This window comes from Streptomyces sp. NPDC002588 (assembly GCF_040295925.1).
Classification (GTDB): domain Bacteria; phylum Actinomycetota; class Actinomycetes; order Streptomycetales; family Streptomycetaceae; genus Streptomyces.
Genome location: NZ_JBEOWF010000018.1, coordinates 130,022 through 146,886, shown reverse-complemented (window position 1 = coordinate 146,886; position 16,865 = coordinate 130,022). Strand labels below are relative to the sequence as shown.

15 protein-coding genes are annotated in these 16,865 nt (G+C 69.5%); 2 read left to right on the top strand and 13 right to left on the bottom strand.

What is annotated here, in order from left to right; genetic code table 11:
* Nucleotides 1-8 precede the first annotated feature (8 nt).
* Nucleotides 9-1,484, bottom strand: a complete 1,476-nt coding sequence (locus ABT057_RS22135; protein ID WP_352344976.1) for a class I adenylate-forming enzyme family protein — start codon at nt 1,482-1,484, stop codon at nt 9-11.
* Between the two features lie 137 nt (nt 1,485-1,621).
* Between ABT057_RS22135 and ABT057_RS22130 the strand changes: the two genes are divergently transcribed.
* Entirely contained in the window at nt 1,622-2,554 is a 933-nt protein-coding gene (locus ABT057_RS22130; protein ID WP_352344974.1) for an HAD family hydrolase, read from the top strand.
* A gap of 48 nt (nt 2,555-2,602) precedes the next feature.
* The gene (locus ABT057_RS22125) at nt 2,603-3,103 is read left to right on the top strand and encodes an NUDIX hydrolase (RefSeq protein ID WP_352344972.1); all 501 of its coding nucleotides are present in this window, start codon (nt 2,603-2,605) and stop codon (nt 3,101-3,103) included.
* 56 nt (nt 3,104-3,159) lie between these two features.
* On the opposite strand, the gene ABT057_RS22120 is transcribed toward ABT057_RS22125, so the two are convergent.
* The 12 genes from ABT057_RS22120 to ABT057_RS22065 all read right to left on the bottom strand — a co-directional run bounded on the left by ABT057_RS22120 (nt 3,160) and on the right by ABT057_RS22065 (nt 16,786).
* Nucleotides 3,160-5,511, bottom strand: a complete 2,352-nt coding sequence (locus ABT057_RS22120; protein WP_352344970.1) for a peptidase domain-containing ABC transporter — start codon at nt 5,509-5,511, stop codon at nt 3,160-3,162.
* A complete protein-coding gene (locus tag ABT057_RS22115) occupies nt 5,508-6,881 on the bottom strand; it encodes a condensation domain-containing protein (RefSeq protein ID WP_352344968.1) in 1,374 nt (457 codons plus the stop codon). Before ABT057_RS22115 ends, ABT057_RS22120 begins: the two co-directional genes overlap by 4 nt.
* A gap of 442 nt (nt 6,882-7,323) precedes the next feature.
* Nucleotides 7,324-8,625: a DegT/DnrJ/EryC1/StrS family aminotransferase gene (locus ABT057_RS22110; protein WP_352344966.1), complete on the bottom strand. Its 1,302-nt coding sequence runs from the start codon at nt 8,623-8,625 to the stop codon at nt 7,324-7,326.
* Between the two features lie 64 nt (nt 8,626-8,689).
* Nucleotides 8,690-9,244: a P-loop NTPase family protein gene (locus tag ABT057_RS22105; RefSeq protein ID WP_352344964.1), complete on the bottom strand. Its 555-nt coding sequence runs from the start codon at nt 9,242-9,244 to the stop codon at nt 8,690-8,692.
* Nucleotides 9,241-10,305 carry a nucleoside-diphosphate kinase gene (locus ABT057_RS22100; protein ID WP_352344962.1) on the bottom strand — a complete coding sequence of 355 codons (1,065 nt, stop codon included), beginning with the start codon at nt 10,303-10,305 and terminating at the stop codon, nt 9,241-9,243. Before ABT057_RS22100 ends, ABT057_RS22105 begins: the two co-directional genes overlap by 4 nt.
* Entirely contained in the window at nt 10,302-11,543 is a 1,242-nt protein-coding gene (locus ABT057_RS22095; protein WP_352344960.1) for a methionine adenosyltransferase, read from the bottom strand. Before ABT057_RS22095 ends, ABT057_RS22100 begins: the two co-directional genes overlap by 4 nt.
* A 13-nt stretch (nt 11,544-11,556) precedes the next feature.
* Nucleotides 11,557-12,654, bottom strand: a complete 1,098-nt coding sequence (locus ABT057_RS22090; protein WP_352344958.1) for a phosphoenolpyruvate carboxykinase (ATP) — start codon at nt 12,652-12,654, stop codon at nt 11,557-11,559.
* On the bottom strand, nt 12,651-13,691 hold the full coding sequence (locus ABT057_RS22085; protein WP_352344956.1) for a phosphotransferase: 1,041 nt from the start codon (nt 13,689-13,691) through the stop codon (nt 12,651-12,653). Before ABT057_RS22085 ends, ABT057_RS22090 begins: the two co-directional genes overlap by 4 nt.
* A 42-nt stretch (nt 13,692-13,733) precedes the next feature.
* Entirely contained in the window at nt 13,734-13,982 is a 249-nt protein-coding gene (locus tag ABT057_RS22080; RefSeq protein WP_352344954.1) for an acyl carrier protein, read from the bottom strand.
* The gene (locus ABT057_RS22075) at nt 13,983-15,134 is read right to left on the bottom strand and encodes an inositol-3-phosphate synthase (protein WP_352344952.1); all 1,152 of its coding nucleotides are present in this window, start codon (nt 15,132-15,134) and stop codon (nt 13,983-13,985) included. It abuts the gene before it with no gap.
* A 57-nt stretch (nt 15,135-15,191) separates the two neighbouring features.
* On the bottom strand, nt 15,192-15,998 hold the full coding sequence (locus ABT057_RS22070) for a histidinol-phosphatase (protein ID WP_352344950.1): 807 nt from the start codon (nt 15,996-15,998) through the stop codon (nt 15,192-15,194).
* An 8-nt stretch (nt 15,999-16,006) separates the two neighbouring features.
* Nucleotides 16,007-16,786, bottom strand: a complete 780-nt coding sequence (locus ABT057_RS22065) for an SDR family NAD(P)-dependent oxidoreductase (protein ID WP_352344948.1) — start codon at nt 16,784-16,786, stop codon at nt 16,007-16,009.
* Nucleotides 16,787-16,865 lie beyond the last annotated feature (79 nt).

The window sequence follows — 16,865 nt, the reverse complement described above, 5'->3', positions numbered from 1 at the left end:
CACCCCGTTCACCGCGCCGCCGCCAGCGACGCCCGAAGCGCGGCCCTGTCGACTTTTCCGTGCGCGGTACGGGGAAGTTCGGCCACCACCACGCAACGGTCGGGCGTACGCGCCGCGCCCAGACGGACGGCCACCGAGCGCAGCACCTGCTTCGGTTCCAGCGTGGTCACCGCCCAGACGGTCAGCACCTCGTCCGGACCCGGTGGAAGCACGGCCGCCGCCTCCACCTCCGCTATGTCCAGCATCGCGCTCTCCACTTCCTGCACACTCGTGCGCCTGCCGCGCCGTTTGAAGATGTCGTCATCGCGCCCGGTCCAGTACAGGCGGCCCTCGGTGTCCAGATAGCCCCGGTCTCCGGTGAAGACAGCCGGGCCGGCCCCGTCCGGGGCCGTCCCGAACCGCTCGGCCGTCGCGGCGGGGGAACGCCAGTAGCCGCTCATCACGTGTGGTCCCGCCGCGACGATCTGACCGGTGTTCCCGGCGGACAGTGGACGGCCCTCCTCGTCGACGACGAACAGACGGGTGCCCGGCAGTGCTCGCCCCACGGCTCCCGGATACACCAGGTCCTCGTCCGGGTCGGCGATGGTGACCCGCTTGCACTCCGTCATGCCGTACATCTGCACCAGGGCGGTGCCGGGGAAGGCCGACCGCAGCCGCCGGGCGGCGGGAGCGGCCAGCGCCGCGCCGGTGTTGCTGAACATCCGCACGGCGGTCGGCCGCCGGTCACGCTCGGCCAGTCGGGCGAGGAGAGCGGCCAGGGTGGGCACCAGCGGCACGACGGTGGCCCCGGCGTCCCGTACCGAGACCAGCTCGGACGCCGACAACTCGGCTGCGGGCAGGACGAGTTCCGCTCCCGCGAGAGCGCAGAGGAAGATCTGGTACAGACCGTAGTCGAACGACACCGGCAGCCGGTTCCAGACGACGTCCCCCTGCTGGTACCTCAGCCGGCTCGCGATGGCCTCGGCGGCGAAGGCCACGGCGTCGTGGCGGCAGACGACGCCCTTGGGCCGTCCGGTGCTCCCCGAGGTGTACAGCAGCAGCGCGTGGGTGTCCGGCGCGACGGCGTCCGGGAACCGGACCGCGTCCCGGTGGTCGAGTCCGGTCAGTAGTTCGGACAGCCGGGTCACCGGGATCTTCGAGGCTTCCGGCAGCGCCGGACGGTCCGGGGAGGCCACCAGCACGGCCGGTTCGGCGTCGGTGAGCAGCCAGGCGAGTTCGTAGTCACTGGTGGCCTCCCCGGCGGGAATCAGGGTGGCACCGACCCGCAGCACCCCGAACAGCAGGGCGAAGAACCCGCGGTCCGCCGCGAGGGTGGACAGCACGCGCTGTCCCGGGCCGATACCCCGTTCCTTCAGGCGGTGCGCCGCCAGGCGGCTGGCACGGTCCAGCTCCGCCCAGGTCCAGGTTCCGGTTCGGTCCCGGACCGCGGGACGGGAACCGTGATCATGCGCGGCCCGGTCGAGGAAACCGGCGACATTCGTCACGCCGACAGCAGGGAATTCGGGCATGTTGACTGCCGCCTTCCGGATGGTGGGCTCTTGCGGAATGGAACGCCGGACGGAATAGGATCACGCTGTCCGCGCGATCGCCGGAGAGACGAACCAAATACCTGGGGATTTCGATGCCACTGGGAACGAACGGAACACGGCCGCCGGGAAGCGGCGACGCGGCGATACGTTTTGCGGCATTCGATCTGGACGGTACATTGCTGGACGCCGACGGCTGTTTCCGGCCGAACATCGCCGAGCGACTGTCCGGACTGCGGCGGCGCGGTCTTGTTCCGCTGGTGGTGAGCGGCCGTTCGGTGACGTCTTTCCTCCGGGTCGACCCGGGCGGTGGAACACTGGCCGCCCTGGAGGACCACGTCCTGCTCGGCGACGGCAACGTCCTGCTGCGGCGCGGCACCGGTGAGATCACGGTCCTGCGCCGGCTGCCCGACGCGGCGCTGACCCGGCTGCTCGACCACGGGGTCACCGACCTCGTGGCCGAGATCGACGGGACGCAGCTGGCCTGGTCCCGCCGGGCGCGGCTGCGGTACGCCCACGCGTACGACGTACCGCGTTCCTGTCTCGGCCTGCACTCCTCGCGGACCGTGCCGTCCGGGGCGCTCACCGGCATCGCGATATTCGAGCCGCTGGCCACGCCGACGGAAATTCTCGCCGGACTTCCTCATGAATGGGACCGAATCAGCTCTTTCGACGCACTGCTGATACGCCCCCACGGAACCTGCAAAGCCACTGGACTTGCCGACTATCTCACCCGGTATCGTGCTCCCGCGGGGTTGCAGGAGGTGGTTTCCTTCGGCGACGCGTACAACGACGGCTGCCTTCTCGGGTCGTCCGGAATCGGAATTGCGGTGAGCAATGCCGATTCCATTGCGGCGCGGTACAGTGATCTCCAGCTCCGGGAACCCGTTGAGGATTTCCTGGCGTCGTTCGATCCGGTTGCCGCTGCCGCTGTGCCGCGTGTGCGGGCTCGTACGGAGCGAGCCCGCACACCGTCCGCGCCGTGCTTCGGCGGCCATGTGCGGCTGCCGCCCGCCCGTCAGGGATGAAACGCCGGAGCAACCCTGTGATCCCTTCCCCTTCGAGAGGAACTCGTCATGCCGGAACGCCCTGTCGGCGCCGATGAGCCGGTGTACCGTCCGACCGCTCGGGTCCTGCTGCTCGACGAGTCCGACCGGCTGCTGATGTTCTCCAGCAAGGACGACCGGGACGGGCACACCTTCTGGTACCCGGTCGGCGGCGGGTGCGAGGAGGGGGAGACCTTCGAGCAGGCCGCGGTCCGCGAGGTCTTCGAGGAGACCGGACTCACCCGCATCGTCCTGGGCCCGGCGGTGTGGCGACGCCGTCGGACGGCTTCGTGGGGCGGGCGGACCTACGACTGCGATGAACGCTACTTCACCGCGAGGGTCACCGCTTTCGACGTCGACACCGGCGGTTTCACCGAGATGGAGCGCTCGTCGGTGGTGAGCATCCGCTGGTGGACGCTCGACGAGCTGGGCGCGACCACCGATCGGCTGGTGCCGGGCCGTCTCCACCGGCACCTGGCGGAGCTGCTGGCCGAGGGGCCGCCCCGCGAACCGGTCGTCCTGAAGTCCTGAACCGGCGGCGACAGTGCCGGCGGCCAGGACCGCGGCCAAGGAGTCCGTGACGGGGTTCACCTGTCCAGCAACTTCCGGTACGGGCCCTGAAGCTCCATCAGTTCCCGGTGGTGGCCGCGCTGGACGACCCGGCCACGCTGGAGCACGACGACCTGATCGGCGTCCTGAACCGTGGTCAGCCGGTGGGCGACCACCACCAGGGTGCATCCCAGCCGGCGCAGGCGGGTGAAGATCGCCCGCTCCAGCACCGGGTCGAGTGCGCTGGTGGCCTCGTCGAGAATCAGCAGCCGGGGTCTCCTGACCAGAGCCCTGGCGAGCACGATCCGTTGCCGCTGGCCACCCGACAGACCCGTGCCGCCGGAGCCCAGCAGCGTGTCGTACCCCATCGGCATCGCGGCCACGTCGTCGTGGATGCCGGCAAGTCGCGCCGCTCGACTCACGTCGACGTCCGTGACGTCCGTTCCGCCCCAGGCGATGTTGTCGCGCACCGTGCCCGAGAACAGCTTGGCGTCCTGGTTCACGTAGGAGATGGAGCGTCGGTACTCGGCGGTGTCGACGCCGGCGAGGTTCTGGCCGTCCACGAGGATCTCTCCGGACACGGGCCGACAGAGGCCGGTCAGCAGCAGGGCACAGGACGACTTGCCCGAACCGGAAGCCCCGAGCACGGCGGTGAAGCTTCCGCGTGGCACGTCGAAGGAGACGTCCTCGAGCACGAGACGGCCGCTCTGGTAGGCGAACGACGCTCCGCGCACCGCGATCGCGCCTTCGATGTCCGGTGGCCGGTCGCCCGCCCTCTTCTCCGGCGAGGCCTGCATGATGTCGCCCAGCCTCGAAAGCGAGGCGCCGATCCCGGAGATCTGCAGTCCCACCTGCACCAGGTTGGCCAAGGGGACCAGCAGCCCCATGGCCAGCACACTGAATCCCAGCACCCTGCCGGGGGAAAGCGCGCCCGACGAGACCCGCAGTGACCCGGCGGCCAGGACGAGCAGGGGTGCCCCCATCTGGAGTGCGGTGCCGGCCGCAGTGGACAGGGCGAGCAGCCGCCTGCTGTGCAGCCTGGTGTTCAGCTCGTCGGCGAGCGTGTGACTCCAGCGCTGTGCGGCCGGCCCCTCCAGCCCGGCCGCCTTCAGGGTGCCCATTCCCTCCAGTACCTCGGCCAGTTCCGAGTCGGCCCGCGAGCGGGCCTCCAGAGCGTCCACACCTGCGTACTCCTGGCCGCGCCAGGACACGACGAGGACGGCGACCTGGAGCAGCGCCACGACGACGACCAGCAGTGCCAGCACCCAGTCCGCGAAGAAGAGCACTGCCATGTAGCCCAGGATCAGCAGCCCGTCGAAGACACTGTTGAAGGCCGACGCCGAGAGCACCTGGCGGACGGCGGAACTGGTGCGTACGCGTTGCAGCAGGTCGCCGGGGCTCCGGCTGGCGAAGAAGTCGTACGGAAGTGTGAACAGACGGTTCAGGATGCCGAGGGTGACGTCCTCGTCGACCATGGTCTGCACAGCCAGGAACGACAGTGAGCGCAGGAGTTGCAGGGCGAAGAAGGCCGTCGGCACGACCAGCAGTCCGACGGCCCAGAACCGCGGGTCCGGGCCGCTCCCGCCCGGGGTCACATGGTCCACGACGTACTGGGTGGCCAGTGGCAGGGCGAAGTTGAACACCAGCAGCAGCAGTGAGCACAGCACGAAGGGGATCCACCGTGGCGTCCGCGGCAGGAAGAGGCGCAGGTACGTCCACGGGCTCCGGTCGGCCGCGGGGCCGCCGGCGCCGGTTCGGCTGCGGCGCTCGGCGAACCGAAGGCCCGGGGCGATCTGCAGGGCGATCCCCGTGAACGCCTCACCGAAGGACTCCAGCGTCATCCGGCGCCGGCCGTACCCGGGATCGACGAGGTGGACCCACCTGCCCGAAACGCGCTCCAGTACGACGAAGTGGTTGAAGTTCCAGAACAGGATGGTGCCCGGTGGCAGTTGGGAGAGCTTGTCGAGGCCGACCCGCAGTCCCCGGCCGTTGAAGCCGTAGCCGCGGGCCACGTCCATCAGCCGCCGGGCCGAGACTCCGTCCCGGCCGGTGGCGGTGGCCTGGCGGAGTTCGTGGATCGGAACCTCCAGGCCGTGCAGGGCGAAGACCATGGCCAGGCAGACCGCGCCGCAGTCGCTCGTCTGGGACTGCAGACGAACGGGCACCCGGCGGGCGCGCGATCCCCCGCCTCCCCTCCTCGGGCGGTTGTCCGCCCGTGCGGAGAGAGCTCTCCAGGTGGGCCGTCGTAACAGCCGGCCGTTCTCGAGGGGCGCTCCGAACTCGCGAGAGGCGCCCCTGGCCGCCATGGCCTGAGGACGGAAACGGGGAGCGCCGACCTCCGCGCCCTCCGCACCCTCCGCGCCCTCCGACGCTGCGGGTTCGGTGTTCATCGGACGGTTCCTTCCGGGCGCGCGGCGACGTCCGGGACGGCAGCCGTGGTGGCCAGGGGAGTTACGAGGGCGCCCGCCAGGCGCACGATGAACTCGTCGGCGGCGGCGTCGTCGTGGTCGCGGGGGTCGAACCGCACGGTCACCTCCAGCCGTCGGCCGAAGTCGTTGACCGCCAGATCGATGCCGTCGGACATGCGCACCAGGCGGAGGGGGATCGCTTCGGAAGTGGCGACGACGCCACCGGTCATCGCGACCGAACGGTCCTCGGTGTGCTCGTCGTAGGCGGCCGTGACGACCCCGCGGCGGCGGGAGACCGACGTTCGCCGGCTCGCGCGGGCGCGCTCCAGGTCGGCGTACCTCAGATGCCGGTGCCGCATCGTCTGCATCATCTCCGCTTTCACGTTGCGCAGGATTCCGGCCGGCTCGTCGGACCTGTGGACGAGCAGCGGCATGGTGATCGCGAACCTTCCCATGAGGGCGAGATCGGCCGTCTCCCTCGTGTCCATGGGAACGAGGACGTCGATGTGCGGACGGGACGTGATGCGGAAGATCTCGGCCGCGAACCGGGCCAGGGCCCACTGGAACGCGGTGGACGTGCTCGCGCGGCAGTTGCTCCGAAAGGCGAGCAACTCCTCTCCGCGCAGGGTGAAGTCACGCGTCAGGGGAAGGCGCGGCGGGCCGTCGGAATCGTCGCCCGAGGCGTCCTCCGACCGGGGCGACCCGGATTCGATGGCCTGGAACTTCGACGTCCAGTAGGCAAGGTTCGTCGTCGCCGAGCGGTGCGCGAACCTCTCCCGCTGCCGGCGAATGCTGGCCGGCAGGTCGCCGCTTCGTCCGGGCGTCGGCCCTCCGTTCCGGACATCCGTGTACGTCTGCCAGAGTTCACGCAGGAAGACCGCCCGGGATCTGCCGTCGACCGTCACCCGCGGGAAATTGGCCAGGAAAGCGTGTACCTCGGGCGAGAACCGCAGGAGCGTGAAGCGGAAGTGAGGGTTTTCGGCCAACCGCCAGGGGCGGGAGAATTCTCCTTCCCCGACTCTGGCGGCATAGGTGATGAACTGTGTTTCCGAGCCGCTCTTCACCAGCGTACGGGTCAGTACGGAAGCGGGATCGGGAGGAGCGGCCAGCCACTGTCCCGGCAGCCCCGACGGGCCGGGCGCGATGCGCAGCCGCAAGGCGTCGTGACGCAGCACCATGGTGTGCAGCGCGGTATTGAACGCGATCGCGTTCAACGGGCCGTCGATACGCAGGGAAGCATGGAGGGAGTGAGCGGGGATCCCGCCCTGCCGAAGACCCCAGTATGTCTTCTCCTGACCGAAGGAGAGCGGGAACGTCTCCCGGCCCCCGCGTTGTCCATGATGTGTCGTCATTCCCGTACGTGTTTCTTTGAGGCCGTTGTGGCGCCACGACGGGCCGGACATTCCTGCGCCCGCCGTGGCGCCGTCTCTCAACCGGGCGTGTTTCAGCCGCAGATGCCGTTCACGACGATGATGGAACCGCCGACAATGTCGTCGAGCGCACTGTCGGAAAGCTCCTCGATGTCGACGGAATCGAAGAAGTTGTCGTCTGTCATGGCTACTACCTCCCTTGCATGAATCGTTTCTCGACTGCTTCTTGGGTTCGAATCTTATCTTTGCCGTGGAAGGATCTGACAACCCTTCTTCGAGAATTATTTTTTTGTCCCTGATAAACTTTTTCGGCACGCCGACAAACAGTGGGAGCGTGGCGGAAAATCAATATTTCCGCTCCACCGTCGCCCACTGTTTCCAGCGTTTTGTTGGGATATGAAATCAACCGCGGTTCACTGTTACGTCACCGGTGCTGCTCCCGGCGGACCAGGTCGTGGAGCGCCTCCACGTTGTCGACCACCTTGGCCAGGGCTTCGGCGAACCGCTCCAGTTCGCGACGGGCGGGGGTGGAGTAGACGGGCAGCCGCAGAGCACGGGAGAGATAGCGGGCACTCGCGGGGAAGTCCTCGTCCCGGTAGTGCCGGTATCCCTTCCCGCCGCCGGCGAACGGGCCGAAGGTGCCGGAGTGCCAGGACGGGTCCTGGAAGACCGCTTCCCGGTGCAGCGGCAGGGACTTCGGCCGGGACAGCGGCACTCCTTCCGCGACGGCCGCCCGGACGAACACGTCCACGGGAAGCCCGCCCAGCTCTTCGGCCAGGTACAGAGGCTGGTAGCTGTAGTAGGCGACACGGTCCATGTGAGCCGGTCTGGCCGGCGGCCGTATGCCGGGGAGGTCCTTCAACAGGCCGTCCAGGAACTCGCAGTTGGCCCGCCGGGCCGCCAGCACCGACTCCAGCCGGCGCAGCGACCCCCGGGCCAGCGCGGCACCGAGCGGATGGATGCGGTAGTTGAGGCCGAATCCCGTACCGGCGAAGGCCCGGTACTCGAGGCTCGTCACGTCCTCCTCCGCACGGTCCAGACAGTGCCCGAGCATGACCGCCCGTTCGTACAACCGCGGTTCGGAGGTGAGCAGCATGCCGCCTTCACCGGCCGTCACGGGCTTCTTCGCCTGCAGGCTGAAAGCCCCCGCGGCCCCGAACGTGCCGACCTTGCGTCCCGAGGACACCGCGCCGTGGGCCTGCGAGCAGTCCTCGATGACGTGCAGGCCGTGTTTTTCGGCGACTTCGACCACGGCTCGCATGTCCGCCGGGAAGCCGTTGAGGTGGGTCACCACCACGGCCCGGGTGCGATCGGTCATGTGCCGTTCGAGCTGTGCCGGGTCGAGGTTGCCTGTCTCGGCGTCGGCGTCGACCAGCACCGGCACCGCGTTCACCGCGAAGACCGGCATCACCGTGGCCAGGAACGTGTAGGTCGGGGCGAGGACCTCGTCACCCGGTTCGAGCCCGATCCCGAAGAACGCGGAATGCAGGGCCGACGTACCGGAGTTGACCGCGAGCGCGTACCCGGTACCGAAGTACCGGAGGAACTCGTCCTCCAGGTGGGCCACTTGGCCCACCCGCCCGGTATAGGAGATCTCGCCGCGCCGCACCATCTCCACGATCAGTGGGATGTCGTCGTGGGCGATGGTCGGCGGTTCGGCCGGGGGGAGCCGGTCCACGACGGGGGTGCCGCCGAACAATGACAGGGCCCGGGTGGGTCTCGTCATGGGTGATGTCTCCTGTGGTCGGTGGTACCAGTGCGTTCCGGACGCCGGGTGCTCGCGGTCGGGGTCACGCCCATTGGGCGACGAGCAGGCTGTGGGCCTCCTGCGACGAACGGGCCCGGAGGCCCCATGCCCCCCGGGCGGCCAACCGGCCCAGCAGCCTGAGGTTGGCGCTTTCGACGTCGTCGCGTGTGCGCCAGGCCCAGACGAGCAGGTTCCAGGCACTGCGTGGATGCTCCCGGTTCCCGTTCCAGAGCTCCTCACGGCCCAGCAGCCGCCGCAGCGCACGCAGCGCGGTCCGGCGCAACGCGACCGCACGAGGCGGGTCGAGCCAGATGACGACATCGGCAACCTGCCCGAGCAGCGGGTGGACGTCCTCGTACTGGCCGTCGATGATCCAGGCGTCCTCAGCCGCCAGACCGCTCACCGCTTCGCGGAACGCCTCGTCGTCGGCCCGTCTCCAACCGGACTGCCAGAACAGGGCGTCGAGTTCCCGGTGCGGTAGCCCGAGCGTCAGCGACAGCGACTTCGCCAGGGTGCTCTTGCCCGCCCCGGGGGCTCCGACGATCCAGATGCGCCGTCCGGTCCTGCCGGCCGGGCGGCCGTCCGGTCCGGCGTTCACCGCACGCCGGCCGGTGTCTGCCGGAGCAGCTGCACCACCAGGTCGAACGCTTCGTCCACCGGCATGTCCTCGGTGACGTCGAACAGCGGGCCGCTGGTGCCGTCGACCTCGATCTGCGGGTTGTGCTCCAGGGCCTGGATCCGGGCCTCGGTGAGGCCCGCGGCGAGCAGTCCGCGGCCGAGTTGAGTGTCACCGAGGGGCAGGCGCCCCCAGTCGTCCGAGAAACAGCGCTGAATGGTGAACATGGCCTCGACCGCGCCGGGTGAGGCGTGGACCCCGTTCAGCCGCGTGCAGACCTTCCACGTCCGGAAGGCCTCCCGCTCGGTGTGCAACAGCTCCTTGACCGAACCGCGCTCCGCCTGCGCCGGATCGGTCGCCCCGATCACCTCGCGGCGCAGTTCGGCGACCGGCCGGTCGGTCAGGCATTCCAGGAACACCACCTGTCCGCCGGGCCGGTGGAAGTGGTCCAGCTGGCTGGGGTGGAAGGCGTTGAGGACCACCATCCGCTCGCCGTCGAGAACCATTTCCAGGGCGTACACCCCGGCGGCGACCTTCTCGATCGGCAGATTGCGCGCGAAGGCGTCCAGCGCGTACGCGGTCAGTCCGGGTACGGCGTCGAGCAGTTGATGGCCGCCCAGGATGCTCCGGCGCCCCGTCGCCTCGGCGGCGAAGGCCTCCGGGTAGAGCCGGGCGAGTCGCTCCGCACCGGCCGCCGGCACGGCTTCCAGGCCCAGCCGGGAGACCCGGTTGAGGACCGCGTACTGCTGCTCGATCAGCCGGCGGCGTGCGAGGCCGGCAGCGGTGGTGAGCCGGGCGGCGCGAATCGTCACCCCGCCGGCTTCCAGCCGGCCGAGTGCCCGGTGCAGCAGGCCGGACGGGGCGGCGTCCGGTTCGCGATGGGTGGCTTCCGCGGTGAGTTCGGGCTTGAGCATGACCAGGAACTGGTGCGCCGTGCTCCTGGGCGGCGCGGTGTAGCGGGTGATCCAGGTGCCGCCGGACGGGGCCGGTGTACCGGCCAGGGCCCGCAGCAGGTCATCGCTCAGAGCCGATGCCCGGGTCACCACATCGTCACCCCGGTGACGATGATCTCCCTGGTGAGTTCCGCGGTGTTCGCCAGTGCCTCGGCGACGACCGCACGGATCTTCTGCTCCTCGTCGCCGCCGTCCTGTAGACCGTGGACCCGGACCACGACCTGGTCGGGGCGGTCCAGCGGCGCCTCCTTGGAGGTGAACAGGTGGGTCTCGACCGGCTTGCCGGTCATCTCGTTCAGCCGCCGGGCGAGCTGCTGGGCGAGCACGCCGTAGAGCTTGCCCGTGTGGTCGAGCGGATTCTTGCCCGCCGGAGCCTCGATGCTCATCGCCCGCATCGGGGTGATGAGCCCGGTGACCCGGTTGCCCCGGCCCACCGCGCCGACGTCACCGGTGTCGGCGACGGAACCGAGAGCGGTCAGATAGGGGCGCCCGTTGCGGTCGGTGGGGTTGAACAGCACGGCGGGGTCCCCGCCGAGGGTGTCGCGCAGCAGGCCGACGACTTCTTCCCGGCACTCGGCCTTTCGGCTCAGGTAGTGGTCGAAGGAGGAGATGTCCGAGGCCAGGAACGGCATGTTGACGATGAAGCTGAAATCCTCGCCGTTGCGGCTGCCGAAGACCTTGACGTCCCATCCGGTGTCCCGGTGCCTGGCCTTGAAGTCCGGTCCGTTGATGAGCCGTTCGATGCGGAGTACCGCCTGCTCGAGACGGCTGAACGGGGCAAAGGCATGGAGCAGGTTGCAGTCGTTCGAGACGAGTGAGGGATCCCCGATCGCCACCAGGTCGTCATGGCTCTCGGGCCGGTACCGGGACCTGCCGCGGCCCGCGCCCTGATGGTCCACGATCCGGCAGTCGATCACCAGATGCCGGTCGGCGTCGAAGCCGGTCGTGACCTCGGACAGCACGTCGGCGGCGGCCCGGCGCAGGATGTCCGCCAGCGGAATCGGTGTGTCGCCGCAGCGGTGGGCGCCCTTGCCGGCGAAGAGCACCGTGTACGGGTTGACCAGTTCCCCGTGTCCGTAGTCCAGGTCGGACTCGCCGCCGAAGAGCATCACCTTGTCGAACCAGTGGTGGGCTATCCGCCCGAAGTGCTCCAGGCAGTACTGCGAGTAGTACCGCGAAGCCCGCTCGGCGATGGCGTCGCACATGGTGTCGGGATGCCCCACGCCCTTGCGCTCGACCAGCTCAAAAGGGATCTCCTCGATCGGAAGGCCGTCGTTCCGCCGGACGAAGACGAAGTCGGACAGGTCGGCGTCAGTGGTGGGCGACACGGTTTTCCTCCAGTCAGGGGTGGAGCAGGTGAGCGATGTGCTCGGCACCTGCCCGCAGGTTCGAGAAGTGCTGGGTCAGTTCGTAGCCGGGGACGGCGGTGGCCAGGGCTGTCAACGCCCCGGAAACGTCCGGCGCCGTCCCGGCGGAGCCGTCCCGCAGGAAGTCCGCGTGTTTCACCGGGTCCCGCAGCAGGTTGCGCCGCAGGCGGCCGAGCGCCTCCGGCGGCTCCAGTTCTCGCAGGACGGCGGGCCCCGGAAGATCGCTGAAGCGCGGGAACACCAGAGCGGTCAGGGGGGCGTCAGCGCGCGGCGGGGGCGCGCCCAGCAGGTCGACCAGTTCGTACGGGTAGAACGTCCGCCGTGGCCCCGCGGGTCCGGCGGGGCTCGCCGTCCGGGCCGAGTCCGTCCGGGCCGAGTCCGTCTGCGCCGGGTGCGCGAGCCGTCCCGCCGCGGTCCCGGCGCCGGACCCCAGACCGAGGGCCGGCAAGGTGTCCGGGCGGACGCTGACGGCACGAGGCCACCCACGGCCGATCCACCGCTCGCCCTCGTGACGGACGCTCAGGTCGTCGTTGGCGACGAAGGCCGCGCCGTCCAGCATCGCCGCCAGCACGGTGGAGGTCTTGCCCGCCCGTTTGTCGCCCAGGACCGCGACGCCTCGGCCGTACCCGTGGCTCCCGGCGGCCACCAGGCCGCCGTGCAGGAAGAGCTCCTCGGCGCCGGCCGCGTGCGCCAGCCGCAGCAGGATCCGAACGTACCGGGCGACCAGGTGGACGGCGAGACCGGCCGGCGTGGCCGGGTCGATGTTCAGTTCGCGCCGGTCCCGGTCCAGCCACAGAGTACTTCGCGGCTCACCGGGAGAAACGGGTTCGATTCTCTCGTGGCCGGGTGGGTACGGGCTGTCCCCGGGGTCGTAGCGGATCGACCAGGCGACCCGCGGGAACCCGCTTTCGGGTGCGGGCAGGGTGGAGACGAACGGGGTGAGGAGCCTGGAGAGCCTCACCGAGGTGTCCGGTGTGACGGACACGCTCACCCGGTGGCGGCCGGTCCGGCAGGAGTACGGACGGACCGGGGAGTTCCCGGGCGGGTCCACCGCGACGAGAGGACTGGTCATGTCGTCACCGGCGACCGCAGCAGGTCGAGCACCGGCGCCAGCGTCGCCCGCACCCGGGAGGCCCCTCGGACGGTCCAGCCGACGTACCACTCCAGATGTTCCGGACCGTGCTCTGCCAGCTGCGAGAGATAGAGCGGGGTGGGGACGAAGTACAGTTCCAGAATCGGTGCCAGCGCGGCCGTTTCCGATGGGAGAAGCCGTCGCGCGGTCGTGGCCCGCCGCAGCACCCGGGCCGCCCGGCCGGCGTCCAGGTCGAAGCTCCCCCGCGCCTTGCGGCCCAGGAAGAGACAGGCCCTCGCGAGATCGTACGCCCGCGGCCGCAATTGCACTGCGTCCCAGTCCAGGACACAGCTCAGCGTGCCGTCCACCGGGTCGAACAGCAGGTTCGACCCGGCGATCTCCCCGTGCGTCAGGACCGGCTCCCAGCCGGGGTATCCCAGAGCCATGAGTTCCGCGCGGGCACGGTGACACGCTCCTCTGTAAGCGGACAGCGCCAGGTCCCGTTCGGCGGCCGGCACCACCCCGGTGAGCAGGCGGTGGAGCCGCTCGAGCTTCTCCTCGGAGTCGTCCTCCGCGGAGAGCCAGACCTCCAGATCCGGGGCCGGGCTGAGCACCGGGGACAAGCCGTCGGTGCTCAGGGCGTGCAGCGAGGCCAGGCAGTCGCCGACGCGGTCGAGGTCGGCGTCGGCCCCCGCAGCGAAGGCGCGCCCCTGGACGTAGGGACGCAGTTGCCATTGCCGGCCGTCCTCGAACAGCGTGGTGCTGCCGTCGGCGGCGGCGACCGGTTCCTGGACGGGTATGCCGGCGTCGGCGGCCAGCCGGACGGCGGCGGCCTGGAAGCCGAGCCACGGCCGGCCGGCGGTACGGCCCAGCTGTTTGAGGGTGTAGACGCCCTGGTCGGTTGTCAGCCGTCTGACGACGTTCACGCTCTCCCGGACCAGTCGTTCGCTCCTGCTCACCTTCAGGCCGTAGTGCTGCCCGAGCAAGCCGGCCACGAGGTCGTCCTGGCACTCCTGCCAGCCGGTCCGCGCGCTCACCGCGCGCACCCTCGACAGCCGTGCCGCGGACCGCCGCCGTGCCTATCCATCGCCGAGCTTCCGGTGAACCAGATCGACGATGCCGCTGACGGTGACGAAGTTCTCGAAGGCGAGTTCCTCGTCCTCGAAGACGATGCCGAAACGGTCCTCCAGAGTGAGGGTCAGTTCCACGCTCCTCAGCGAGTCCAGACCGTGGTCCGGCAGTAGATCGGTGTCCGTGAAGGAGGCGTCCGGGCCGAGCGCCGCGGTCACCTGGTCCCTGACGTCCTTGGCCACCTGGTCCCTGTCCATTCAGTTCTCGTTTCCGGTGGAAAGGCCGGCGGGTTCGTCCACCGCGGCCGACGGCGCCGGTTCTCCGGAGAGGGGCTGGGCCTTGGCGGCGAACTCCCGGAAGCTCTGCAGGCCTTCGGACTCTGGCATTCCGGTGCGCGGACTCTTGAACAGGAACCCGCACACGGGGTCGATCACCCCGTGCAGTCCCTGATCGGCGGCGGCACGGGCGGCCCTGACGGCGTTGGCCACCACCGCCGCGGCGTTGGGGCTGTCCTCGACCTCCAGCCGGATCTCCATCGCCACCGGGGCCCCGAGAAGGGAGTCCGCCTCGATCCGCAGGAAGCAGACCTTGCGGTCACCCAGGTACCTGACGTAACCGTTGGGACCGGCCGACACCTCGCTCGCGTCGATGCCCGCACTGGCCAGGGCCCGGCGCTTGGACTTCTGCTTGCTGGCCGAACGGACCGGATCGGAGAGATTGAGGAAGTCGGTGTTTCCGCCGACGTTCAGCTGATACGTGTCCTTGATGCGCAGGTTCCGGCTGAGCAGCAGTTCGAGCAGCGCGGTGTGCAGGGTGGTGGCGCCCAGGTGGCTCCGCAGGTCGTCGCCGAGCAGCGGAACACCACGCTCGGCGAAGAGGCGGGCGAGTCCGGGGTCGTTCGCCACCGCCTCGGGGGTGGCGTTCACAAAGGCCACCCCGGCTTCGGCGCAGGCCCTGGCATAGGCCTGCACGGCCATGACCGAGCCGGTGGGCAGGAAGCACACCAGTACCTGGGCGCCCGACCGGCGCAACGCCTCGACGAGGTCGTCGGTGGTGACGTGCGCACAGTCCGGATGCACCCGGACCACGTCCGCCAGCCGGCCGGCCACACCGTCCAGAGCCGGACCGGCCTCGACCACCACACCTGTCGGCGGGACCACGACGTGCCGCACGGCCACGGTGACGGGGGCGGCCAGCGCGTCGGCCAGATCCCGGCCGACCTTGTCGGCGTCGGCCTCGAAGACCTGCACGAACTCGATGTCGGCCAACGCGTATCCGCCGATCCGCTCGTGCGTGACACCGGTCAACGGCAGGCCTGGTCTCTGACGGGCCAGGACCACGGCCTGTACGAAACTCGACGCGCACGATCCCGCGCCGGCCAGGGCGACCCGGATTGACTGATTTTCCACTTCGTACCTCGTCGGAATGTCGTCAGGAGGAAAGGAGCGCGCAGGGGTGTGAGCGCGTCACAGCGGCACCTTGCGGGGTCTGCGTCGCTCGAAGACGTACCACTCGCGATAACCGAGTCCCCGAAGGTGCGCTCTGACCTCTTCGTGTTCCTCGCCGACCCGTTCGGGATCGTGCGCGTCGGAACCGAAGGTCATCCGGATGCCGAGGCGCCGCGCCCGGTCCAGTACGTCGTCCGCGGGATACCAGCCACCGCAGTCCTTGGTGCGGCCGGAGGTGTTCACTTCGACCACGACATCGGCGTCGGCCACGGCGCGCAGCATCCGGTCCACGGCAGGCGTGTCCACGGCCTCGAGACGCGGACAGTTGCCGCGCAGGGCATCGATGTGGCCGAGAACGTCGAAGAGCCCGGAACGGGCCGACTGCGCCACCAGATCGCAGTACCGCTCCTTCTCCCGCAGGAGGAACTCCTCCGTGGCGCCGGTCCAGCGGTCGCGGTGGAAGATGTCCGACTCACCGACCACGTGCACCGAACCGATGACGTAGTCCAGGTCGAGACCGGCGTAGACCGAGCGGTACAGTTCCGCGTGCTCGGGGAAGAAGTCCGACTCCACCCCGAGCAGGATGTCGATCCGGCCTCGGTACTCCGCACGGAGCGAGGCAGCCTCGGCGAGGTAGCCGGCGAACTGCGATCTGGCCATCGCGACCCATGGCCTGTGGTGGTCCTCCGTCTCGGCGAAGAACGGCGAGTGGTCGGAGAATCCGATGGTGTCCAGGCCGGCGGCCAGGGCCGCCTCGACGTAGTCCCGCAGTGTGCCGCGCGCGTGACCGCAGCGGTCGTGATGGGTGTGGAGATCGAATTTCATACCAGCTCTCACATCGCCGTGTAGCCGGCGTCGACCATCAGGTTCTCGCCGGTGATGTAACCGGCGTCGTCGGACAGCAGGAAGACCACCGTCGAAGCGATCTCCTCCGGGTCCGCGACTCTGCCGAGCATGTGCCGGCCGCCGATGTCCGCGTGGTTGTCGGCCTGTTCACGGGTGAGACCGAGTTCCTCACGGTGGTACCGCTCGTTGTTCTTGTTCCACACGGTTCCCGGGTTGACGGCGTTGACCCGGATACCGCTCCTGGCGAGGTCCATGGCCATACAGCGCGTCATGTTGGCGACGGCCGCCTTGGTGGCGTTGTACGTCAGGTAGCCGGGCTGGGCGATGTGACCGGAGATGGAGGCGATGTTCACGATGGATCCGCCCCGGGGCGAGGTCATCCGGGGAGCCGCGTGCTTGACGCACAGTGCCTGGCCCATGATGTTGACGTCCATGATGCGGCGCCACTCCTCGACGGTGGCCTCCAGTCCGCGCATGATGAACACAGCGGCGCAGTTGACCAGGAAGTCCAGCCCGCCGAGGGTCTCGACCGTCGTGTCGACAGCCCGTATCACCGATGCCTCGTCGGAGATGTCCGCCACGAAGTGACGGGCCGCCGCTCGGCCGGCGGTCGCGTTGATCTCCGTGACCGCGCTCTCGGCGTGCTCGGCACTGACGTCCACGATCATCACCGAGCCTCCCTCGGCCACGATCCGGTCCGCCGTGGCGCGTCCGATTCCCTGTGCCCCGCCGACGACGATCGCCCGCCGGCCGCTGATCCCACGCATGTGTCAGTGCCCTGTCTTCCAAGTCCTGGCCGCAGAACGGCTCACCACCCCGGACCGTCTTCCGAATGACCTTCCCGAA